This window comes from Roseomonas sp. USHLN139, from assembly GCF_037145735.1.
Lineage (GTDB): Bacteria > Pseudomonadota > Alphaproteobacteria > Acetobacterales > Acetobacteraceae > Pseudoroseomonas.
On the sequence record NZ_JBBCWY010000001.1, the window covers coordinates 1,037,294 to 1,059,235 of the forward strand.

19 protein-coding genes are annotated in these 21,942 nt (G+C 73.0%); 7 read left to right on the forward strand and 12 right to left on the reverse strand.

The window, feature by feature from the left end; all coding sequences use genetic code 11:
- Nucleotides 1–8: 8 nt before the first annotated feature.
- Genes WFI16_RS04845 through WFI16_RS04865 form a run of 5 tightly spaced genes read right to left on the reverse strand, consistent with a single transcriptional unit; the run spans nucleotide 9 to nucleotide 4,305 of the window.
- A complete protein-coding gene (locus tag WFI16_RS04845) occupies nucleotides 9–1,307 on the reverse strand; it encodes an efflux RND transporter periplasmic adaptor subunit (protein ID WP_419896657.1) in 1,299 nt (432 codons plus the stop codon).
- Nucleotides 1,308–1,326: 19 nt separating this feature from the next.
- Entirely contained in the window at nucleotides 1,327–2,709 is a 1,383-nt protein-coding gene (locus tag WFI16_RS04850; protein ID WP_419896658.1) for an efflux transporter outer membrane subunit, read from the reverse strand.
- 2 nt (nucleotides 2,710–2,711) lie between these two features.
- Nucleotides 2,712–3,176: a periplasmic heavy metal sensor gene (locus tag WFI16_RS04855; RefSeq protein WP_419896659.1), complete on the reverse strand. Its 465-nt coding sequence runs from the start codon at nucleotides 3,174–3,176 to the stop codon at nucleotides 2,712–2,714.
- On the reverse strand, nucleotides 3,173–3,622 hold the full coding sequence (locus WFI16_RS04860) for a hypothetical protein (RefSeq protein WP_419896660.1): 450 nt from the start codon (nucleotides 3,620–3,622) through the stop codon (nucleotides 3,173–3,175). Before WFI16_RS04860 ends, WFI16_RS04855 begins: the two co-directional genes overlap by 4 nt.
- Nucleotides 3,623–3,633: 11 nt before the next feature.
- The gene (locus WFI16_RS04865; protein WP_419896661.1) at nucleotides 3,634–4,305 is read right to left on the reverse strand and encodes a sigma-70 family RNA polymerase sigma factor; all 672 of its coding nucleotides are present in this window, start codon (nucleotides 4,303–4,305) and stop codon (nucleotides 3,634–3,636) included.
- 271 nt (nucleotides 4,306–4,576) lie between these two features.
- On the opposite strand from WFI16_RS04865, the gene WFI16_RS04870 reads away from it, so the two are divergent.
- The 3 genes from WFI16_RS04870 (at nucleotide 4,577) to WFI16_RS04880 (ending at nucleotide 9,228) form a co-directional block, all read left to right on the forward strand.
- Nucleotides 4,577–7,300, forward strand: a complete 2,724-nt coding sequence (locus WFI16_RS04870) for a PAS domain S-box protein (RefSeq protein ID WP_419896662.1) — start codon at nucleotides 4,577–4,579, stop codon at nucleotides 7,298–7,300.
- Between the two features lie 320 nt (nucleotides 7,301–7,620).
- A complete protein-coding gene (locus WFI16_RS04875) occupies nucleotides 7,621–8,259 on the forward strand; it encodes a DedA family protein (protein WP_419896663.1) in 639 nt (212 codons plus the stop codon).
- Between the two features lie 114 nt (nucleotides 8,260–8,373).
- Nucleotides 8,374–9,228, forward strand: coding sequence for a DUF2272 domain-containing protein (locus WFI16_RS04880; RefSeq protein ID WP_419896664.1), 855 nt, complete (start codon nucleotides 8,374–8,376; stop codon nucleotides 9,226–9,228).
- A gap of 132 nt (nucleotides 9,229–9,360) precedes the next feature.
- Here WFI16_RS04880 and WFI16_RS04885 read toward each other — a convergent pair whose 3' ends face one another.
- From WFI16_RS04885 to WFI16_RS04895, 3 genes are read right to left on the reverse strand one after another with little or no spacing between them, the layout of a single operon-like run.
- Nucleotides 9,361–10,740 (reverse strand): ethanolamine ammonia-lyase subunit EutB, encoded by a 1,380-nt coding sequence (locus tag WFI16_RS04885; protein WP_419896665.1) that lies wholly within the window; start codon nucleotides 10,738–10,740, stop codon nucleotides 9,361–9,363.
- Between the two features lie 23 nt (nucleotides 10,741–10,763).
- Nucleotides 10,764–11,297, reverse strand: coding sequence for a GNAT family N-acetyltransferase (locus WFI16_RS04890; protein WP_419896666.1), 534 nt, complete (start codon nucleotides 11,295–11,297; stop codon nucleotides 10,764–10,766).
- A complete protein-coding gene (locus tag WFI16_RS04895; RefSeq protein WP_419896667.1) occupies nucleotides 11,294–12,547 on the reverse strand; it encodes a TIGR03862 family flavoprotein in 1,254 nt (417 codons plus the stop codon). Before WFI16_RS04895 ends, WFI16_RS04890 begins: the two co-directional genes overlap by 4 nt.
- A 107-nt stretch (nucleotides 12,548–12,654) precedes the next feature.
- Here WFI16_RS04895 and purU point away from each other — a divergent pair, with 107 nt between their 5' ends.
- Complete coding sequence (purU, locus tag WFI16_RS04900; RefSeq protein ID WP_419896668.1) at nucleotides 12,655–13,533, forward strand: formyltetrahydrofolate deformylase; 879 nt, start codon at nucleotides 12,655–12,657, stop codon at nucleotides 13,531–13,533.
- Here purU and ftrA read toward each other — a convergent pair.
- Complete coding sequence (gene ftrA, locus WFI16_RS04905) at nucleotides 13,523–14,494, reverse strand: transcriptional regulator FtrA (RefSeq protein WP_419896669.1); 972 nt, start codon at nucleotides 14,492–14,494, stop codon at nucleotides 13,523–13,525. The genes purU and ftrA overlap by 11 nt on opposite strands.
- A gap of 87 nt (nucleotides 14,495–14,581) precedes the next feature.
- On the opposite strand from ftrA, the gene WFI16_RS04910 reads away from it, so the two are divergent.
- Nucleotides 14,582–14,989: a rhodanese-like domain-containing protein gene (locus WFI16_RS04910; RefSeq protein WP_419896670.1), complete on the forward strand. Its 408-nt coding sequence runs from the start codon at nucleotides 14,582–14,584 to the stop codon at nucleotides 14,987–14,989.
- Between the two features lie 27 nt (nucleotides 14,990–15,016).
- Here the strand turns inward: WFI16_RS04910 and WFI16_RS04915 are convergent, their stop codons facing one another.
- The 3 genes from WFI16_RS04915 to WFI16_RS04925 all read right to left on the reverse strand — a co-directional run bounded on the left by WFI16_RS04915 (nucleotide 15,017) and on the right by WFI16_RS04925 (nucleotide 20,863).
- Entirely contained in the window at nucleotides 15,017–16,321 is a 1,305-nt protein-coding gene (locus WFI16_RS04915) for an NAD(P)/FAD-dependent oxidoreductase (RefSeq protein ID WP_419896671.1), read from the reverse strand.
- Between the two features lie 143 nt (nucleotides 16,322–16,464).
- Complete coding sequence (locus WFI16_RS04920; RefSeq protein WP_419896672.1) at nucleotides 16,465–19,647, reverse strand: efflux RND transporter permease subunit; 3,183 nt, start codon at nucleotides 19,645–19,647, stop codon at nucleotides 16,465–16,467.
- 4 nt (nucleotides 19,648–19,651) lie between these two features.
- Nucleotides 19,652–20,863 carry an efflux RND transporter periplasmic adaptor subunit gene (locus WFI16_RS04925; protein WP_419896673.1) on the reverse strand — a complete coding sequence of 404 codons (1,212 nt, stop codon included), beginning with the start codon at nucleotides 20,861–20,863 and terminating at the stop codon, nucleotides 19,652–19,654.
- A gap of 99 nt (nucleotides 20,864–20,962) precedes the next feature.
- On the opposite strand from WFI16_RS04925, the gene WFI16_RS04930 reads away from it, so the two are divergent.
- Together WFI16_RS04930 and WFI16_RS04935 are read left to right on the forward strand one after the other, a co-directional pair.
- A complete protein-coding gene (locus WFI16_RS04930) occupies nucleotides 20,963–21,604 on the forward strand; it encodes a TetR family transcriptional regulator (protein WP_419896674.1) in 642 nt (213 codons plus the stop codon).
- Nucleotides 21,605–21,617: 13 nt separating this feature from the next.
- A complete protein-coding gene (locus tag WFI16_RS04935; RefSeq protein ID WP_419896675.1) occupies nucleotides 21,618–21,923 on the forward strand; it encodes a hypothetical protein in 306 nt (101 codons plus the stop codon).
- Nucleotides 21,924–21,942: the final 19 nt, after the last annotated feature.

A 21,942-nucleotide genomic window follows, 5' to 3' on the forward strand; every position in this document is an offset into this window, starting at 1 on the left:
CCGTCTCCTCAGCGCGATTCGCGGCGCCGGGCGGGGCGCTCGCCGCTGGCCGGGGCCGGGTTCTGCGGATTGCCGGCGCCGGGCTGGGCGCCCTCGCCAGGGGCGGCGACGCCGCCGGCCGCACCGCCCGCGCGGACCTCGGCGATGCGGCTGCCATTGTTCAGCCGCTGCGCGCCGGAGGTGACGACGCGCTCGCCGGGCTGCAGGCCGGACTGGATCGCCGCCTCGCTGCGGGTCGTGGCGCCCAGCGTCACGTTGCGCTGCTCGATCGTCGAATCTTCCTTGGCCACGAAGACAAAACTGCCGGCGGGGCCCTGCTGGATGGCGACCAGCGGCACCACCAGCGCGTCGCGGATGGTCTGCACCGGCAGCCGCAGGGTGACGAAGGCGCCGGGCCAGAGCTGCCGCCGCTCGTTCGGGAAGCTGGCCTTGACCGCAATGCTGCCGGTGGTGGCATCGACCAGGTTGCCGACGGTCAGCACGGTGCCGCGCTCGGCCGCCTGGCCGGGACCGCCGGGCGCGCTGGAGGGGGTGGGCACCGTCTCCACCGGCACGGCCCCGGCCTGCATGGCGGCGAGCAGCCGCGGCAGCTCCTGCTGCGGCAGGGTGAAGTTCACCGCGATGGGCGCGAACTGCGCCAGCGTCACGATGCCGTTGGTGTCGCCGCTGGCCACCAGATTGCCGATATCGACGGCGCGGATGCCGACGCGGCCGGCGAAGGGCGCGCGGATCACCGTGTCGTCCAGCTGGGCGCGGGCATTGTCGATCGCCGCCTGGTCCTGCTGCAGCTGCGCCTCGTACATGGCGACCTGGGCGCGCTGGGTGTCGACCTGCTGGCGGGCGACGCCATTGGCGCGCAGCAGCCCCTCGTAGCGCTGCAGGTCGAGCCGGGCATTGGCGAGCTGCGCCGCGTTATAGGCCTTCTGCGCCACCGCCTGGGCCAGGGCGGCGGCATAGGTGCGGTCGTCGATGCGGGCCAGCACCGCGCCCTTCTCCACCTCCTGCCCCTCCTGGAACAGGATCTCCATCAGCTGCCCGGAGACCCTGGAGCGCAGCGTCACCGTGTTCATCGCCTGCACGGTGCCGAGCGCATCCAGCGTCAGCACCAGGTCGCGGCGGCTGGCGGTGCCCAGCGTCACCGGCACCGCCATGCCGCCGGCACCGCCCGGGCCGCGCCGGCCGGCCGCGGCCGGCGCGGCCGCCTGGCCCTCGGCGGCGGGCGCCATGCGGGTCTTCCAGTAGTAGTAGCCACCGCCGCCGAGGATCGCGAGGCCGGTGAGGACGAGGAGCGTGCGGGGAAGGGCCATGGTCGGCAGCGATCCGGTATCAGCGCCAGCCGCCGCCCAGGGCGCGGAACAGGCCGGTGGCGGCCTGCAGCCGTGCCAGCCGCGCCTCCACCAGGCTGTTGCGCGCCGAGAACAGCGTCTGCTGGGTGTTCAGCAGGGTGATCAGGTTGATGGTGCCGAGGCGGAGCTGCGCCTCGGCGATCTCGGCGGCGCGCGCCGCCCGGCTGGCCGCCTCGCCGCGCAGCCGCTCCTGCTGCGTCGTCTCGCGCAGCGCGACCAGCGCATCCTCGACATCGCCGAGCGCGGTCAGGATGGCGGCGCGGTAGCGGGCCAGCAGCTCCTCCGCCTGCGCCTCGCTGAGCGCCACCTGGCCGCGGCGGCGGCCGCCATCGAACACCGACTGGGTGACGCTCGCCAGCAGGGACCAGACCTGCTGCTCCGGCCGCAGCAGGGTGCCGAGCACGGCCCCCGACACGCCGGCCTCGGCCGAGAGGCTGAGGCTGGGCAGCAGCGCGGTGCGGGCCACGTCGATATCGGCCTGGGCGGCGGCCAGGCTGGCCTCGGCGGCGCGCACGTCGGGCCGGCGCGCCAGCAGCTCGGCCGGCTGGCCGGGGCTGGTGGTGGGGATGGTCAGGCCGGCCAGCCCGTCGCCCGCCACCGCCACCGCCTGCGGCGGCTGGCCGGTCAGCAGGGCGATGGCGGTGACGCCCTGGTCGATCGCCTGGCGCAGCGCGGGCAGCGCCGCCTCCTGCTGCGCCACCACCGTCTCCTGCTGCGCCAGGTCCAGCCCCGTCGCGGTGCCGGCGGCGACCTGCTGGCGGATGACGCTCAGGATGCGGCGCGCGGCCTCCAGATTCTCCGTCTGCACCCGCAGCTGCTCGCGGTCGGCCAGCAGGGCGAAATAGGTATTGGCCAGCGAGGCCAGCGCGGAAATGCCGGTGGCGGCGGCGTCGAAGCGGGCGGCGTCGAGGTTGCGCGCCGCGGCCCGCTGCCCGGCGGCATTGCCGCCCCAGAGGTCGACCTCGTAGCTGGCCGAGAGCGAGGCGCCGTAGCTGTTGCGCGTCCGCCCGTTGCCGGCCGAGCGGCCGCCGCTGCCGCCGGCCGAGACCTCGGGCAGCAGGCTGGCGCCGGCGACGCGCAGCGAGGCATCGGCCTGGCGGATGCGCGCCTGGGCGGCGGCGATGTCGAGGTTGCCATTGGTCGCCGCCGTGATCAGCCGGTCGAGCTCGCGGCTGCCGAAGCCCTGCCACCAGAGCGGGTCGGGCCATTGCGCCGGGGTCTGGCCGGCATGGCGGAACTGCCCGGCGATGGCGACAGCGGGGGCGGGCGCGTTGGAGGCGGTGGCGCAGGCGGCCAGCGCCAGCGGCAGCACCAGCAGCAGGGCCCGCGCGGGGCGGGGGCAGCGCGGCGTCGTCGGGACCATGCTCAGTTGTCGCCCCGGCTGCGGCGGGCGGCCTCGCGGCGGCGGCGGGAATCCTCGGCCAGGCGGTGGCGCCCCTCCGGCGAGAGGCTGGTGAAGGCGTCGATCAGATTGTCCTCCAGCGCGATGCTGAACTGCTGGTACTCGTCGCGGGCGCGGGCCATGGCGGCGCGCAGCCGGGCGGGGTCGAAAGGCTCCTGGCCGAGCTCCTCCTCGGCGGCGGCGCGGGCGGCGCGCTGGCGCTCCAGCCGCTCCAGCACGGCGGGGCGGCCGGCGTCGAGGATGGCGGCGAAGCGGGCGCGGTCGGCCTCGGGCACCAGCGCCTCCATCTGGCGGTGCACGGTGGCGAGCTCCGGCCGGCGGCCCTGCGGCTTCGGCGCGAAGACCAGCAGCCCGCCGAGCACCAGGTTCAGCGCCAGCGAGGCGCCGAGCGCGGTGGTCAGCCAGGTGGTGCGGGAGAGGCGTCTCATTCGGCATCCCCCAGGGCCAGCGCCACCACCAGGCGGGGCGCCAGCAGATCGCCCTGATTGGCGGCGGCATTCCAGGGCGTGCCGCTCCAGGGCCCGTAGCCCCAGGGATTGGCCGCCGGGAACTGCAGCCACAGGGCACAGGCCAGCAGGGCGGCGGCGGCGCCGAGGCCGGCCGGCAGCAGCGGCCGCAGCCAGCGCGTGGCCCAGGGCTCGCGCGCCGGCAGCGGCATCCGGGCGATCCGCGCGGCGACGCCGGCGCGCATCCGGGCGATGGCCGCCGGATCGGCCGGCGGCAGGCTGGCGGCCAGCGCGGCGGCCAGCTGCAGCTCGCGGGCGGCCGGGTCGCGCGCCAGCAGGGCCAGGGCCGCGGCCCGGCACGCGGCCGGCCAGCGCGCCGGCAGCGGGCCGTGCTGCGCCAGCAGGTCGGCGAAGGAAGAAAGCTGCATGGCGGGCCTCCTCAGCCCAGGGCCGCGAGGCGCGCCGCGAGGAAGCGGCGGGCGCGGTGCAGCAGCCCTTCCACCGCGCGCTCGGAGGTCTCGAGGATGGCGGCGGTCTCGGCGCCGCTCAGCCCCTGGTCGTGCGCCAGGGCCAGCGCCGCCCGCTGCCGTTCGGGCAGGGTCTCCAGCGCCGCCTGCAGCGCGCGCATCTGCTGGCGCAGCGCCAGCGCCTCCTCGGGCGTCGCGGCGGGGTCGGCCAGGGTCTCCAGCAGCGCCTCGGCCGCGGCGGTCGCCACGGCCGGGCGGCGGCGGGTGTGGTCGATCGCCAGGTTGGTGGCGATCCGGTACAGCCAGGTGCCGAAGCGGGCGCGCCCGGGGTCGAAGCGCGCGGCCTGCTGCCAGGCGCGCAGCAGGGCTTCCTGGGCGATCTCCTCGGCCTCGGCGGCGCTGCCGGTGATGCGGGCGGCCAGCGCATGCAGCCGCGGCAGGTGGCGCCCCGCCAGCATGTTGAAGGCCAGGCGGTCGCCGCCGGCGCTCCAGCCGATCAGCACCTCGTCCGAGGCCGCCGCGTGGTCGCGCGCCAGCCGCCGCCCGGGCAGGGCGGGGTTCAGCGGGGCCGGGTTCAGGCGCAGGACGCCGGTCCAGCGCCGGAAAGGGGTGCCGGCCAGGCCGGACAGGAGAGAAGGGGACATCGATGGTGCTCTCGTCCCCTCTGATACGCTGGCATTCCTTGCACCCCACGCCGCCTTCGGAGAAATTTCTTCGTGCAAGAATGGGGCGCCAGCAAGGCTGCCGCTCGCGCCGCCGGGCGGCCTTCTTAAGCTGATCTTAGCCTTGGGCGGCGAGGCTGGCCGCGGGGCCGCCCTGGCGGGTCCGTCGTGACGCCGGGGCGGCCCGGGATGCAATGGAAAGAGCGGCCGGCGGCTGGCACAGGCCGCCGCGACCGCCGGCGGGGCGCAAGGCATGCAGGATGGCGGCTGGCAAGGTGGCGGCGGATCCCCGGACACGGCCGCGCCGGCGGAGAGGGCCGCCGGCGCGCGCGACGGGGGGCAGGGGCGCCGCCTTGCCGGGCTGCGCGGCTGGCTGTCCTGGCCGCTCACCCGCCGCGCCGCCGCCCGGCTGCGCAGCCGGCACCGGCCCTCGCCGCTGCCGATGCGGCTGCTCTTCTGGGCGGTCATCCTGCTGCCCGGCAGCATCCTCGTCGTGCAGTCCTGGCAGGCCTGGCAGCAGAGCTGGTCCGAGGCCTCGCATGAGATGGAGCGTTCGGCCGCGGCGGCCGCGGAATATGCGCGCCGGGTGCTGGATGGCCATCGCCTGCTGGCGCAGCGTGCCAACGACCTGCTGATCGGCCTGTCCGACCACACCATCCGCCAGGAGGAGGCGGCGATCAGCAGCCAGCTCGCCCAGCTGGCCGAGGAGGCCGGCGGCAGCCCGATGCTGTCGGTCAGCGTCTTCGACAACGAGGGCGAGCCCCTGGTCAGCGGCAGCCTGCTCGGCCTGCCGCGCGACGGCCGCTATGCCGGGCGCGACTACAACCGCCTGCTGCGCAACATGCAGCGGCCGCGTGCCGTGCTGAGCGGCCCCTATGAGGGCCATGTGACCGCCCGCCGCTTCTTCGCGGTCAGCCTGCGGCGCGAGCACAGCGGCAATGCCCGCCCGGTCGGCGCCTATGACGGGGTGATCAATGTCACCATCCGCTCCGCCGAATCCTCCGAGGCGCTGCAGCGGCTGCTGAAGAATCCGGCCGACCAGCTGGCGCTGCGCCGCGCGGACGGCGCCGCCCTGGCGCAGACCGGGTCCGACGACGCGGCCTGGGCGGTGGCGCAGCCCCTGCTGCTGCCCCGGATGCAGGCCGGCGCGCGGGGGGGCGAGCTGCGCCGGCCCTGGTCGCGCGAGGCCGGGCAGAGCGTCGTCGTCTTCCACGCCGTCGAGGGCTGGGACGCCTATGCCGTCGCCACCCGCCCGCGCGCCGAGATCATCGCCACCTGGCTGAGCGCGGTCTGCGGCTTGCTGATCTTCGGCCTGCCCTCGATGCTGGCGCTGCTGGTCCTCGTCCTGGTGGTGCGCCATGGCCAGGCCTTGATGCTGAGCCACAATGCCGGTCTCGAGCAGCGCATCGCCGAGCGCACGGCGGCGCTCGCCTCGAGCGAGGAACGGCTGCGCCTGGCGCAGGAAGCCTCGGGCATCGGCGTCTGGGAGCAGGAGCTCGGCCCCGGCGGCCGCGCCATCTGGTCGGCCGAGCAGTACCGTCTGCTCGGCCTCGACCCGGAGGCCGGGCCGGTCGGCGCCCGCCGCCTGCTGCGCATGATCGAGCCCACCGATCGTTGGGCGGTGCTGCGCGCGCTGCGTGGCCGCACGCCGCAGGCGCATCTGCGGCTGAAGCGGGCCAGCGACGGGGCGATGCGCTGGCTGGCGGTCAGCGGCGTGCGCGTCCCCGCCGGGGCGGGACGGCCGGCCCGGCTGATCGGCATCGCCGCCGACATCACCGAGCGCCATGCCAATGCCGAGGCGCTGCGCGATGCCGAGATGCGCTACCGCGCGCTGTTCGAGGTCTCGCCCTTCGCCGTCTTCATCCTCGACCCGCAGACCGACGCCATCCTGGACGTCAACGCCCGGGCCTGCTCCGACTACGGCTACAGCCGCGAGGAATTCCGCCGCCTGTCGCTGCAGGACATCGAGGCGCGCGAGGTCGAGGAGCCGCGCGGCCCGCTGGCCGCCGCCATCGCCAGCAGCGCCGCCGCCGTCGCCGCCGGGGTGGCGCCGCTGCCGCGCGTTGGCCTGACGCCGGGCGCCCTGCCCGAGACGCCGCTGCCGGGGCAGGGGCCCTCTGCCCTGCCGGGCGTCACCGCCACCCGCGCCGCCACGGCCGTCGCCGGCCTGGCCGCCGCCCCGCCCGCCGCTTCGCCCCGTCCGCGCGGGCCGCGCGAGGTGCAGGAATACGAGACCCGCTACCGCACCCGCAGCGGCGCGCTGCGCGACGTGCTGGTGCGCGTGCAGGGGGTGCATCTGCGCGGCCACAACGTCTCCTACGCAGCGCATATGGACATCACCGCCCGCAAGCGCGCCGAGGAGGAGCGGCTGCTGCTGGCGCGCGAGGTCGACCACCGCGCCAAGAACGTGCTGACCCTGGTGCAGGCGGCGCTGCGGCTGACGCCGAAGGAGGATGCCGCCGCCTATACCTCGGCGGTCGAGGGCCGCGTCATGGCGCTGGCCCGCGCCCATACCCTGCTGGCCGAGGCCTATTGGACCGGCGCCGAGCTGCGCGCCCTGCTGGAGGGCGAGCTGACCGCCTTCCTGGCGCCGGTGGACGGGCAGGACATGCCGCAGGTCACGCTGGAAGGGCCGCCGGTCATGCTGCCGCCGGCCGCCGCCCAGGGGGTCTCCATGGTGCTGCACGAGCTGGCCACCAACGCCACCAAGCATGGCGCCCTGTCGCGGCCGGGCGGGCGGGTCAGCGTGCGCTGGATGCTGAAGGAACCGGCGGGCCGCCTGACGCTGCACTGGAGCGAGGCCGGCGGCCCGCCGGTCGAGGCGCCGCCGCAGCGCCAGGGCTTCGGCTCGCGCATGGTGGAGGCGACCATCCGGCGCCAGCTCGGCGGCGTGGTGCGCCGATCCTGGCGGCGCGAGGGGCTGGAATGCGAGCTCGAGCTGCCGTTGCGCCATCCCGGCCGGCGCGACGCCGCCTGACCTCCCCGCGCGGTCGGCCGGGGAGCGGCGCGGGGGCCGCGACGACAAAGGCGACGCAACGTCCGGCCGCGGCCCGGGTTGGTGTTTGACCCGACCAGCCGGGTCCGCTAGGCCGGGCGGGACGCTGGGCGGCATGACTTCAGGGCCGTCGCGGAGGGACTGGGGCGAGGCTCGTCGAAAAAACCTGCCAAAGTCTTTCCAAAAAAGTCACAGACGTGTGAAATAACAGTTCCCTCAAGGCGGGAATCTCCGCATCGTTCGTTCCACTGGACCAAGCCGGGAGGAAAGACAGCGTGGCCGAGTTCTGGTCGGATTGGGGTATGCTGGCTTATCTGGCCGCAGCCGCCTGGGCGTTCTTCGAGGGCGAGACTTTCGTGATCCTGGCCGCCGCCGCCGGGCAGGCCACCGGGCTGATCAACCCCTGGATCCTGATGGTTTCGGTCTGGATCGGCTCCTTCCTGGGCGACCAGCTCTGGTTCACCCTGGGCCAGCGCTATGGCGTGCGCGCCCTGCGCAAGCTGCCGGCAGCTGAGAAGAAGGTGGCCCAGGCGCTGCGCTTCCTCGACAAGTACGGCACGCTGTTCGTCCTGACCTTCCGCTTCGTCTACGGGGTGCGCAACGTGGCCTCGGCCGCCTGCGGCATCGCCGGCATGTCGCGGGTCCGCTTCGCCTCGCTGAACTTCATCGCCGCCGGCATGTGGGCGGCCTCCTTCGTCGCCGCCGGCTGGTTCGCCGTCGCCTGGCTGGGCGAGGAGAACACCCGCCACGCCCTGGCCGGCATCGGCATCCTGGTGATCGGCTTCCTGCTCTACAAGCTGGTGCGCTACTGGCTGCGCCCCAAGGCGCCGCCGGCCGAGGCCGAGCTGCCGCCGGTGGCCCGCACCCATCACCTGACCCGCATGACTCCGACGGAGGCGCCGGCCAAGAAGGACGCCACGCTGAAGCGCGTGGCCGTCTGAACGCCGCGGGGCAGCGCCGCCCCGCCGTTTCGTCCCGGTAAATTTCGCAGCCTGCGCCGGTGACTTCCGCTGCCGTGCCGCGTTCCTCCGGCGCAGCGTGAGCGGAGGGTCTGGATGCGGCGTCGCGGTTGGTGGAAGGCAGGGCTGGCCACGGCCCTGGTCCTGATGGTTTCGGCCTGCGCCTCGGCCCCGCCACCGCCCCGGCCCGACAGTGTCGGACAGCTCTCGCCCTGGCGCGCCCGCATCGCCGGCGCCGCCCTGGCCGAATGGCAGGCCTGGGGCCAGCTCACGGTCGATGGCTGGCCCGAGGCGCTGCCGCGCGAGCCCGATCCCCGCCTCTTCGACCGCGTCCTGACCTATTGGGGGGCCGTGCCGGCGGAGGGGCCAATGGTCATCCGCCGCCACCAGGAGACGCATGACGCCCTGCTGGCCGGGCTGCAGGAAGGCACCGCCGAGCCGGCCGCTTTCGGCACCGCGCCCCCCGCCCCGGCGGCATTGCCCTCGATCTCGCTCTGGGCCTATCCGGCCTGGTCGGCGGCCTTCATCAGCCATGTCATGGCCACCGCCGGCGTGCCCAGCTTCACCTTCACCCCGGCCGCGGCCCACGCCCACTATATCGACAACCTGCTGTGGCAGGCGCAGTCGAACCCGGATCAGGCGCCCTTCCGGCCGCATGCGCCGGCGGATTATGCGCCCCGGCCGGGCGACCTGCTCTGTGCCGACCGCTCCCGCGTCCCGCTGCTGCACTGGCAGGACCGCCTGGCCGAGGGCGGCCAGTTCCGCCCGATGCACTGCGACGTGGTGGTGGCCAGCGGCGGCGGCCTGGTCCAGGCGATCGGCGGCAACGTGCTCGACGCGACCGTGCTGCGCCGCTTCCCGGCCGATGCCCAGGGCCGCGCCCTGCCGCCGCCCTACGACAAGGCGCCGTTCATGCTGGTTCTGGAGAACCGGCTGGATCACGGGAGATAAAGCGAAGACAGGGCAGGCCAGGGGAAGGAATTCCCCTGGACCCCTTCTTCTTTCTGTCGGATTGCCATGTCCACGGGGCAACGGGACGTGGCCCGGCCCGGCAGCCGCGCGACGGTCTGGGTCTGCCGCCCGCTACTCCGCCGCCAGCAGGCGGATCGCCGACGGGTCCAGCACCCGCATCCGCCCGTCCGGCTCCAGCATGTCCATCCTGGCCAGCCAGGCCTCGAATTCCGGGGCGGGGCGCAGGGATTGCAGCTGGCGCAGCGCCAGGATGTCGTGGAAGGACAGGCTCTGGTAGTTCAGCATGATGTCGTCGGCGCCCGGCACGGCGATCAGGAAGTTGACGCCGGCATTGCCCAGCAGCGTCATCAGCGTGTCCATGTCGTCCTGGTCGGCCTCGGCATGGTTGGTGTAGCAGACATCGACGCCCATCGGCACGCCCAGCAGCTTGCCGCAGCAATGGTCCTCGAGGCCGGCGCGGATGATCTGCTTGCCGTCATAGAGATATTCCGGGCCGATGAAGCCGACCACGGTATTGACCAGCAGCGGCGCGAAGGCACGGGCGACACCATAGGCGCGGACCTCGACGGTCTGCTGGTCGATGCCGTGATGCGCCTCGGCTGAGAGCGCGGCACCCTGGCCGGTCTCGAAATACATCACGTTCTGCCCGACCGTGCCGCGCTTCAGCGACAGCGCCGCCTCCTCGGCCTCCTTCAGGATCGACAGGGAGACGCCGAAGCCGGCATTGGCGGCCTCGGTGCCGGCGATCGACTGGAACACCAGGTCCACGGGCGCGCCGCGGTTGATCATCTCCAGCGTGCTGGTGACATGGGTCAGCACGCAGCTCTGCACCGGAATGGCATGGCGCTGGCGCAGCCGGTCCAGCATTTCGACGAGGGCGATGCCGTTGGGGACATTGTCGGTCGCCGGGTTGATGCCGATCACCGCATCGCCGCTGCCCAGCAGCAGACCGTCCAGCGTCGCGGCGGCGATGCCGGCCATGTCGTCGGTCGGGTGGTTGGGCTGCAGCCGGCTGGCCAGCCGCCCCTCCAGCCCGAGCGTGGTGCGGAAGGCGGTCACCACCCGGCATTTGCGCGCCACCACCATCAGGTCCTGGTTGCGCATCAGCTTGGAGACGGCGGCCACCATCTCCGGCGTCAGGCCGGGGGCCAGGGCGGCCAGCGCCGCGCTGTCGGCCGCCGGCGACAGCAGCCAGTCGCGGAAGGCGCCCACCGTCATGCTGCGGACCGGCGCGAAGGCGGCCGGGTCATGGCCGTCGATGATCAGCCTCGTGACCTCGTCCCGCTCGTAGGGGACCAGCGCCTCGTTGAGGAAGGCGGCCAGCGGCAGGTCGGCCAGCGCCATGCGGGCGGCGACGCGGCGGGCATCGCTCTCGGCGGCGAGCCCGGCCAGCTCGTCGCCCGAGCGGCGCGGCGAGGCGGCGGCCAGCAGGGCGCGCAGATCGGCAAAGACATGGCGCTCGCCCCCGGCCAGGCTGCTGCGTCGCGTCATGGCCGGGGTTCTCCTTCTGGCGGTCAGCCGGGCTCCGCGCCGGGCGGGGTGGTGTCGCCCTCGCCGAGGGCGCGCTGCAGCAGCACCACATCCAGCCATTCGCCCTGCTTGCGCCCGACCGAGCGCAGCACGCCGACCTGGCGGAAGCCGGCCGCCTCGTGCAGCTTCACCGAGGCGATATTGGCGCTGTCGCCCACCACCGCGATCATCTGCCGCAGGCCCAGCGCCGTGCAAGCCTCGAGCAGCGCCTCCAGCAGCCGGCGGCCGATCCCCTGGCCGGCAGCCTCGGCGGCGACGTAGATCGAATTCTCCACCGTGTCGCGATAGGCGATGCGCGGGCGATAGGCGCCGGCATAGGCATAGCCGAGCACCACGCCCTCCCGTTCTGCCACCAGATAGGGCATGCCGGCCGCGACGAGGGCAGCATGACGGCGCTGCATCTCCTCCAGCGGTGGCGGGCTGATCTCGAAGGAGGCGCGGCCGGTGGCCACGTGGTGGCCGTAGATCGCGGTGATCGCGGGCAGGTCGGCGGCGGTCGCCGGGCGGATATGGGTCATGGCGGGACCGATCCAGGCAAGTTCCGTGCCTGATCCTGGCCGCTTTCGCGCAGCCAGTCCAGGGCGCCCAGCCCGGCGGCGCGGCCGGTGGCGAAGCAGGCCTGCAGCAGGTAGCCGCCGGTCGGCGCCTCCCAGTCCAGCATCTCGCCGGCGGCGAAGATCCCGGGCCGCGCACGCAGCATGAAGCGCGGGTCCACGGCATTGAAAAGAATCCCGCCGGCGGAGGAGATGGCGCGCTCCAGCCCCTGGGTGCCGGTCAGCCGCAGCGGCATCCGCTTCACCAGCGCCGGCAGGGTCTCCTGCGCGGCGCCGGCATGCAGCGCCTCCTGCACCAGGGCGATGCCGACCGGGGCCAGGCCGACCGCCTTGCGCAGGAAGGCCGAAAGCGACTGCCCGCGCCGCGGCGCCGCCAGCCGGCGCGCCAGCTCGGCCGCCTCCAGGTCGGGCCGCAGGTCGAGCTCCAGGAGGCAGGAACCGTCGCGGGCGATGGCCTCGCGCAGCGGCGCGGCCAGGGCATAGACGGCGCCGCCCTCGATGCCGTCGCGGGTCAGCATGGCCTCGCCGCGCCGGGTCTGGCCGGCGAAGCTGAGGGCAATGCGCTTCAAGGGCGTGCCGGCGAAGCGCTCGACCAGATGCGCCGACCAGTCGATGCGGAAGCCCATATTCGCGGGGCGCAGCGGCGCCACCGGCACATCGGGCAGGGCGGCGGTCCAGGACCCGTCGGCGCCCAGCCGCGGCCAGGAGGCGCCGCCGAGCGCCAGCACCACCGCATCGGGCGTCGCGGTGACCTCGCCCTCCGGGGTGGCGAAGCGCAGCCCGCCTGCCGCCGCAAAGCCCAGCCAGTCATGCCGCGTGCGGATCTCGACGCCGGCGGCGGACAGCCGGGCCAGCCAGGCGCGCAGCAGCGGCGAAGCCTTCATCGCCTTCGGAAACACCCGGCCGGAGCTGCCGGTGAACAGCGGCTGGCCCAGCCCCTCGGCCCAGGCCATCAGGGCGGCGGGCGGGAAGGCCTCGAGGGCGGCGGACAGGGCGGGCTCGGCCGCGCCGTAATGGCGGCGGAAGCCCGGCATCGGCTCGGAATGGGTCAGGTTCAGCCCGCCGCGCCCGGCCATCAGGAACTTGCGGGCCGGCGAGGGCATGCGCTCGAAGACCAGGGCGCGGCCGCCCTGGGCGGCGATCGCCTCGGCGGCCATCAGCCCGGCGGGGCCGGCGCCGAGCACGGCGATCCAGGGGGAGGGGGGCAGGGGCATCACGCCGGCCTTATGCCATGCGCCGTGCAATTCGCCCATTGGCAGGCGGCGCCGCCCGGCCTAACCCGCTGAGCCCTGGCTTTTCACCCGATCCGGATGCGCCGACGATGACCTCGACCGATGCCGCCCCCCGCGGCGCCTATGTGCTGACGCTGCATTGCGCCAACCGTCCGGGCATCGTGGCGGCGGTCGCCACCGCGCTGTTCGAGGCCGGCGGCAATATCCAGGAAGCCCAGCAGTTCGACGACACGGCGACGCACCGCTTCTTCATGCGCGTTGTCTTCGACGTGGCGGCCGATAGCGCCATCGAGACGTTGCAGCAGGCGGTGACGCCGGTGGCGCAGCGCTTCGGCATGGGCTGGACGCTGCGGCCGAAGGGGGCGAAGCGCCGGGTCATGCTGCTGGTCAGCAAGTTCGACCATTGCCTGGCCGACCTGCTCTACCGCTGGCGCATCGGCGAGCTGCCGATGGAGCTGTCCGGCATCGTCTCCAACCATCCGCTGGAGACCTATGCGCATCTCGACTTCACCGGCGTGCCCTTCCACCACCTCCCCGTGACGCGGGCGACCAAGATGGAGCAGGAGGCGGAGATCTGGCGCCTGTTCCAAGAAAGCGGCTCGGACCTGATGGTGCTGGCCCGCTACATGCAGGTGCTCTCCGACGGGCTGGCGGCCAAGTTGCCCGGCCGCTGCATCAACATCCACCATTCCTTCCTGCCCGGCTTCAAGGGCGCGCGCCCCTATCACCAGGCGCATGCCCGCGGCGTCAAGCTGATCGGCGCCACGGCGCATTTCGTCACCGCCGATCTCGACGAGGGCCCGATCATCGAGCAGGACGTCGAGCGCATCAGCCATGCCGACACCGCCGAGGACCTGATCCGCAAGGGCCGCGACATCGAGCGCCGCGTGCTGGCCCGCGCCATCTCCTTCTACCTGGAAGACCGCATCATCCTGAACGGCAACAAGACCGTGGTCTTCACGGGCTGACCGAGAAGCGGGCGCGATAGGCGGAGGGCGTCACCCCCATCGCCGCCTTGAACTGCTGGCGCATGGCGAGCGCGCTGCCGAAGCCGCACTCCTCCGTCACCCGCTGCACCGGGTGGCCGGCTTCCAGCAGCGCGCGGGCCTGGGCGACGCGCTCGGCCAGCAGCCAGGCGCCGGGGCTCTGGCCCAGCGTCGCGCGGAAATGCCGGTGCAGCCCGCGCGGGCTGAGCGCCGCGGCGCGGGCCATGCGGGCGATGTCCCACTCCTCCGCCAGCGATCCGCGCACCCGGTCGAGCAGCGGCGCCAGCAGGCTGCCGCCGCCGCGCGCAGGCGGCACCGGCCGCTCGACGAACTGCGCCTGGCCGCCCTGGCGCTGCGGCGGGATGACCAGCCGCCGCGCCACGGCATTGGCCTTGGCCGCGCCGAAGTCGCGGCGCACCAGATGCAGGCAGAGGTCGAGGCCGGCCGCGCTGCCGGCCGCCGTCAGCACCGAGCCCTCGTCGACATAGAGGACGTCCGGCACCAGGGTCAGCCCCGGATGCCGTTCGGCGAGCGCCGGGAAATAGCGCCAATGGGTGGTGGCGCGCCGCCCCTCCAGCAGCCCGGCGGCGGCCAGGACAAAGGCGCCCGAGCAGAGCGACAGGATCCGGGCGCCGTTGCCATGCGCTTCCCGCAGCGTGTCGCACAGCGCCGCGGGGACGGGCTCCCCGACCCCGCGCCAGCCGGGGATGATGATGGTCCCGGCCGCGCGGAGCAGTTCGGCGCCACCCTCGGCCAGCACCCGGATGCCGCCCTGGGCGCGCAGCGGCCCGGGCTCCAGGCTGGCCACGGCGCAGCGATACCAGTCCTCGCCGAATTCCGGCCGGGGCAGGGCGAAGACCTCCAGCGCGCAGCCGAACTCGAAGGTGCAGAGCCCGTCATAGGCCAGCACCACGACGCGGGTGTTGAGGGGCGTCTCTGGCATGATCCGGACCATAGGCGGCATTCCTGCCACTCACCAGCGCGGCCTGTGGCGCGGCAGGATCGGCGGCGTCACAGGAGCCCTCCCGCCATGAACAGCGTCACCGCCATCCCCGCCGCCCCCTCTGCCGACGCCGCGGCGCATTTCGCCCGCCGCCTGTCGCTGGAGACCGATTGCGCCGATGTCTCGGCCGCCCTGGCCTCCGGCGCGCCGGGCTTCGTGCTGCTCGATGTGCGGGGTCCGAAGGCCTTCGCCCGCGGCCATGTGCCGGGCGCGGTCAACCTGCCGCATGCCGCGATCACCGCCGAAAGCCTGGAGGGGCACCCGGCGGACACGCTCTTCATCGTCTATTGCGCCGGCCCGCATTGCAACGGCGCCGATCGCGGCGCGCTGCGGCTGGCGCGGCTGGGCCGTCCGGTGAAGCTGATGATCGGCGGCATCACCGGCTGGATCGACGAGGGCTTCGCGCTGGAGGGCAGCGGCGCCGCGCCCGGCTGAACCCGGCGGCCGGAGGCCCCGCGCCGCTCAGTCCACCTTGACCCGCGGCGCATTGGCCTTGCGCAGCAGATCGGCCAGCCAGAACATCAGCGAGCGCCAGAAGCCATGCAGCCCGAGCTGGTGGCGGCGGTAGAGCGAGGCATAGGAGAACTGGGCGAAGCGGCCCTGGATGAAGGTGCTGTCGCCCAGCAGGCCGAGCCGGCCCAGGCTGCCGAAGGCGTTGTAATGGCCGATCGCCACCAGCGCGCCACCATGGCGGTAGTGGAAGTCGGGCAGGGGCTTGCCGTCCAGCCTGGCCTCCAGCCCGCGCGCCAGGTGCTCGGCCTGCTGCTGCGCCACCTGGGCGGTGGCGGGCAGCGCGCGCGCCTCGCCCTCCGGCACCAGGAAGGCGCAGTCGCCGAGGGCGAAGACATGCTCGTCGCGCGTCGTCTGCAGCGTTGGCCGCACCACCAGCTGGCGCGACCGCGCGCTCTCCAGCCCGTCGAGCCCCTCCAGGAAGGCGGGCGCCTGGATGCCGGCGGCCCAGACCTTCAGCGGCGCCGGGATGCGGCGGCCATCCTGCAGATGCATCGCCCCGGCATCCACCGCCACCACCTGGGCGCCGGTCAGCACCGTCACCCCCTGGCGGCGCAGCTCGCGCTGGGCGGCGTCCGCCACCCGCTCGGGCAGGGCGCCCAGGATGCGCGGCGCCGTCTCGATCAGCGTCAGCCGCAGCCGGCGCCGCAGATTGCCGAAGCCATAGCCGGCGGCGAAGTCGAGCGCCGTGTTGATCTCGGCCGAGAGCTCGACCCCGGTGGCGCCGGCGCCGACGATGGCGATGTCCAGCGTCGCCTCCTCCGGCCCTGCCAGGCAGCGGATGACGTCGCTGCGCAGCGCCGTGTTGAAGGCCTCGGCCTGGGCGCGGCTGTCGATGAAATGGCAGTGCTCGCGCACGCCGGGAATGCCGAAATCGTTGGCCCGGCTGCCCACGGCGATGATCAGCGTGTCGTAGCCGAGGCTGCGGGCCGGCAGGATCTCCGCCCCGTTCGGGTCGCGCAGCGGGCCGAGCTGCACCTGGCGGGCGGCGCGGTCCAGCCCGACCATCTCGCCCGGCCAGTAGCGGAAATGGTGGCGGCTGGCCTGCACCACGAAGCTGACCTGTTCCTGGCCGGAATCCAGCGTGCCGGCGGCGACCTCGTGCAGCCGCGGCTTCCAGATATGGCTGGCGTCGCGGTCGACCAGCAGGATCTCGGCGCGACCCTCCCGGCCAAGGCGCCGTCCCAGCCGCGTCGCCAGATGCACGCCGCCGGCGCCGCCGCCGATGATGACGATCCGATGCGGGGTCGCGGGCATGGGCAGGCTCCTGGCTGAGGGGGCGAAAGAAAAAGAGCCCGCGGGAAGGCTATTCCCCCGGGCTCGTCGGTGTCAGGCGGGGCGGACGGCCCGGTGGGGCTCAAGGCCCGAAGCCCCGAGCCCCGGGGGCCGGCCGCCGCGGCTCAATGCTGGCCGCCCGCCGCCTGGCCTCCGGCCTTCGGCGTGTCGCCATGGGCGTGGTGGCCCCGGCCGAAGCGGCGGTGCGTCGCCTCGCGCATCCGCTGGAACACGACGTAGAGCATCGGGATCATGAAGATGCCGATGGTGGAGGCCGCGATCATGCCGGCGAAGACCGGCGTGGAGACGGCGCGGCGCGCCAGCATCGAGGCGCCGCTCGCCCAGACCAGCGGCACCAGGCCGAGGATGAAGGCGATCGAGGTCATCATCACGGCGCGGAAGCGCAGCTTGGCGCCCTGTGCCGCGGCTTCGACGATGTCGAGCCCGGCCTCGCGTTGCTCCTTGGCGAATTCGACGATCAGGATGCCGTTCTTCGCGGCCAGCGCGATCAGCACGATCAGGCCGATCTGCGCGTAGAGGTCCATCGGCATGCCGGCGATGAACAGTGCGCCGACCGCGCCCAGCACGCCGACCGTGACCGAGAGCAGCACGGGGATGGGAATGACCCAGCTCTCGTAGAGGCCGACCAGGAAGAGGAAGGCGAAGAGCACGGCCAGCGCCAGGATGGCGCCGGTCTGGCCCGCCGCGCGCTGCTCCTGGAAGGAGGTGCCGGTCCATTCGAAGGTATAGCCGTTCGGCAGGCTCTGGTTGGAGATCCGCATCATCGCCGCCATCGCCTCGCCCGAGGAGACGCCGGGCTTGGGCGAGCCGCTGATGGTGATCGCGCGGTAGTTGTTGTAGCGGCTGATGAACTGCGGCCCCACCACGGTGCGCTCCGAGGCGATCGAGCGCAGCGGCACCATGACGCCGCGGCTGTTGCGGATCTCGATCTTCCAGAGGCCGGTGACGTCGCGGCGGTCGGCCGCCTCGCCCTGGATCTGCACCTGCCAGGTGCGGCCATAGAGGTTGAAGTTGTTGACGAAGCTGCTGCCCAGCGTCGCCTGCAGTGTCGAGAAGACATCGGTCATCGACAGGCCCAGCGCCTGCGCCTTGTCGCGGTCGATGTCGAGATAGAGCGAGGGCGAGCGGGCGCTGAAGGTCGAGAAGACCTGGGCCAGCGCCGGGTCCTGGTTGGCCGCGCCGAGCAGCGCGCCGAGCACCCCGGCCATGTCGGCCGGCGCCGCGCCGGTCAGGCTTTCCAGCTGGTACTCGAAGCCGCCGCCGGTCGAGAGGCCGATGATCGGCGGCAGGTTGATCGGGATGATCTGCGCGCCGCGGATCTGCTGGCTCTCGCCGAAGATCCGCCCGATCAGCGCGTTGACGTTGTCGCTGGCGGCCGGGCGCTGGGCGAATTCCTTCAGCTGCACGAACATGGTGCCGGAGGAGGAGCTGTTGCCGCCGTCGAGCAGCGAGAAGCCGATGATCGACACGGCGTCGCGCACCTGCGGCATCTCCTTCAGCCGCTGCTCCATCTGCGCCACCACCTCGCTGGTGCGGGCGACCGAGGCGCCGTCGGGCAGCTGGAAGGCGATGATGAAGGCACCCTGGTCCTCGGAGGGCAGGAAGCCCGAGGGAATGCGGCTGGCGATGGTGAAGGCGCCGAAGCCGAAGGCGCCGACCAGCAGGATCGAGACGATGCCCAGCCGCAGCAGCCGCCGCACCAGCCCGGCATAGCCGTCGCGCACATTGTCGATGCGCCGCGACACCCAGGCCATGATGCCCTTCTTCGGCCCGCTATGCCGCAGGAAGACGGCGCAGAGGGCGGGGGAGAGCGTCAGCGCGTTGATCGCGGAGATCACCATGGCGGCGCTGATGGTCACCGCGAACTGGCGGAACAGCTCGCCCGACAGGCCGGGGATGAAGCCGATCGGCACGAAGACCGAGAGCAGCACCAGGGTGATGGCGATGATCGGCCCGGTGATCTGCGCCATCGCCTTCTTGGTGGCGTCCGCCGGGCTGAGCTCCGGCTCCTCCTCCATCACGCGCTCGACGTTCTCCACCACGACGATGGCGTCGTCGACGACGATGCCGATCGCCAGCACCATCGCCAGCAGCGAGACGGTATTGGCCGAATAGCCCATCACCAGCAGGATGGCGAAGGTGGTCACCAGGCTGACCGGCACGGCAATGATCGGGATCAGCGTCGCGCGGATGTTGCCGAGGAACAGGAAGACCACCACGGCCACCAGCACGAAGGCCTCGGCCAGGGTCTTGATGACCTCGTGGATGGTATCGTTGACGAAGATGGTGGTGTCGAAGACCGGGCGGATGGTCATGCCCTCGGGCATGCGGGCGCGCACCCGGTTCAGCGTCGCGTCGATGGCGGCGGCCGTCTGCACGGCGTTCGCGCCGGGGGCCAGGTAGATGCCGATGCCGACGCCGTCCTGGCCGTTCAGGCGGGTGCGGCTGTCCTGGTTCTGCGCGCCAATCTCGACACGCGCCACGTCGCGCACGCGCAGCACCGAGCCGTCCGGATTGGCGCGCAGCACGATATTGCCGAACTGCTCCGGGCTGGAGAGCCGGCCCTGCGTCTGCACGTTGATCTGGGTCTGCTGGTTGTTCGGCACCGGCTCGGCGCCGAGCCGGCCGGTCGGCGCCTGCACGTTCTGCGCCCGGATGGCGGCGGCAACGTCGGAGGGCGTCAGGTTCAGGCTGACCAGGCGCTGCGTGTCGAACCAGATGCGCATCGCGTAGTTCTGCCGGCTGAACAGCGAGGCGGAACCGACGCCCGTGGTGCGCGACAGCTCGTCCAGCACGTTCAGCGTGGCATAGTTGGTCAGGTAGAGCGGGTCGTAGCCGCGCTCCGGCGTGTCGGCATAGAGGAACAGCACCTGCAGGATCGAGGAGGAGCGCTTCTCCACCCGGATGCCCTGGGCCTGCACCTCGGAGGGCATCAGCGCCATCGCCGCCTGGACGCGGTTGTTGACGTTGACGGTGTTGATGTCCGCGTTGGTGCCGAGCTCGAAGCTCACGACCAGCGAGTAGCTGCCGTCGGAGCCGCTGTTGCTCTTCATGTAGATGGATTTGTCGACGCCGACGATCTGCGCCTCGAGCGGCTGCGCGACCGCGGCCTCGACCACCTCGGCGGAGGCGCCGGGATAGGTCGCGCTGACCTGCACCTGGGGCGGCACGATGTCGGGGAACTGCGACACCGGGATGCGCGTCATCGACAGGGCGCCGGCGATGGTCATCACGATCGCGATGACCACCGCCAGGCGCGGGCGGTTGACGAAGATGGCGGAGAACAAGGTCTCAGCCTCCCTGGTTCGGGCGGGCGCCCTGGTTGCCGCCGCCCGGGTTGCCGCCGGCCGGGCCATTGCCGCCCGGCTGGTTGGCGGGGGCCGGGTTCACCGGCTGGCCGGGGCGGACGCGCTGCAGCCCGTCGACCACGACCTGCTCGCCCTCCTTCAGCCCGTCCTCGATCACCGCGCGCTCGGGCGTCGAGTTGCGGCCCATCCGCACGGTGCGGCGCTCCGCCTTGTTCTCGGCGCCGATGACATAGACGAAGTCGCCGCGGGCGTCGCTCAGCACCGCGGCGCGGGTGATGGTCAGCGCCTGGATCGGCTCGATCGCCTCGACGACGACGTTGACGATCTGGTTGGCGGTCAGCTCGCGATAGCCGCCCTGGGTCGGCGGATTGGGGATGGTGCCGCGCAGCAGCACGCTGTCGGTGTCGCGGCCGACATCGATGTCGACGAAGTTCAGCGTGCCGGTCTGGCCATAGACCCGGCCGCCCGGCAGCCGCACCCGCAGCTTCACCGCGTTCAGCCCGCCGCGCTCGGCATAGCGGGCGCGCACATCGGTCAGCGTCCGCATCGGCACCGTGAAGCTGACATACATCGGGTCCTGGCTGACGATGCTGGCCAGCGCGCCGGAGGAGGGGGTGACCACATTGCCTTCGGTCACGCTGGCGCGGCCGATGCGCCCGGTGATCGGCGCGCGGATCTCGGTATAGTCCAGGTTGATCTGCGCCTGGCGCACCGAGGCCTGTGAGGAGAGCAGCTGCGCCTGGGCGCTGCGCTGGGCGGCGAGGGCCGTGTCGACGTTGGAGCGCTGCCCGGCCACCGTGTTCAGCAGGGCCTGGGCGCGGGCCAGGGTGATGTTGGCATTCTGCAGCTGGGCATCGGCCTCGGCCACCGAGGCGCGGGCGATCTGCAGCTGCGCCTCGAAGGGGCCGCGCTCCAGCCGGAACAGCAGGTCGCCCTGCTTCACCTCGGCGCCTTCCTCGAATTCGCGCTTCTCCAGGAAGGCGGTCAGGCGGGGCATCAGGTCGACGCGCTGCATGGCGTCGATGCGGCCGATGAACTCGTTGGTCTCGGTCACCGCGCTGCGGGTCACCGGGGCCACGCCGACCGCGGGAGGCTGGCCGCCGGGCGCCTGGGCGAGCGCGAAGCGGGGCAGCAGGGGCGCGGAAAGAAGGAACAGGCCGAGTGCGGCCATCCCGCGGCGGTGCAGGAGCTGCATGGAACCTCCAGAGATGCGATCCGCGGCGCAGGCTGCGGCTTGTAAAGATACCTTCACGTATGTATATAAAGCCCGGGATTACCTTGCCGCAAGGTGGAAATGGCGCGTCGCACCAAGCAGGAAGCCGATGAAACGCGTGAGGCGCTCCTCGACGCGGCGGAGGAGGTCTTCCTTGAGCGTGGCGTCGCCCGGGCTTCGCTGGATGAGGTGGCGCGCGTCGCCGGCTGCACCAGGGGGGCGGTGCACTGGCATTTCCGTGATAAGCTCGGCCTGTTCCTCGCCCTCGACGAGCGGCTGGTGCTGCTGCAGGACGAGCTGAAGCGGCGGCTGCTCTGCGGCGGCACCACGAATTCACCGCTGCGTCACATGGCCGAGGCCATCACCGGCGCCATGGTCGACCTCGAACAGAATCCGCGCCGCCGCCGGCTGCTGACCATCATGCTGCAGCGCTGCGAGTATGTGGCCGAGATGGCGCCCGCGCTGCAGCGCCGGCGCGAGGCCGACCAGCAGGTCCGCGCCAAGCTGCGCGACCAGTTCCAGATCGCCGCCGATCTGGGCGAGATGTCGAGCGCCTGGACGCCGGAGCGCGCGGCGCTGTTCCTGCACGCCCTGATCAGCGGCTTCCTCTACGAATGGCTGCGCGGGGAGGCCGATTTCACCCTGTCGGGCGAGGTGAGCAGCGCGGTGCGCGGCTTCCTGTCCTGCGCCGTCGCCAAGCCCGGCACAGCTCCCTTCTGCTGAGGATCCATCCCGCATGCGTCTTTCGCTTCCGGCGCCTCCTGCGGCGCCTGTCCCGCTGACCTCCCGCACTGGCCGGCTTGTGCCGGCGCTGCTGCTGCTGCCGGCGCTGCTGGCCGGCTGCGCCGGCGCCGCGCCGGCCGGCTCCTCCGCCGCCCGCACCGCCGATGTGCCCGGCCTTCCCTCGGGCAGCACGGTGGAGACGCTCCGCGGCAGGCCCGCCCTGGGCGAGCCGCTGCGGCCGGAGCCCGGCAATATCTGGGCGGACGGGCTGACCCCCTCGGCGGCCGCGCCGGCCCCGCTCGGCGTCCCGGGCAAGTGATCCCGCTTTTCCGCTGCCA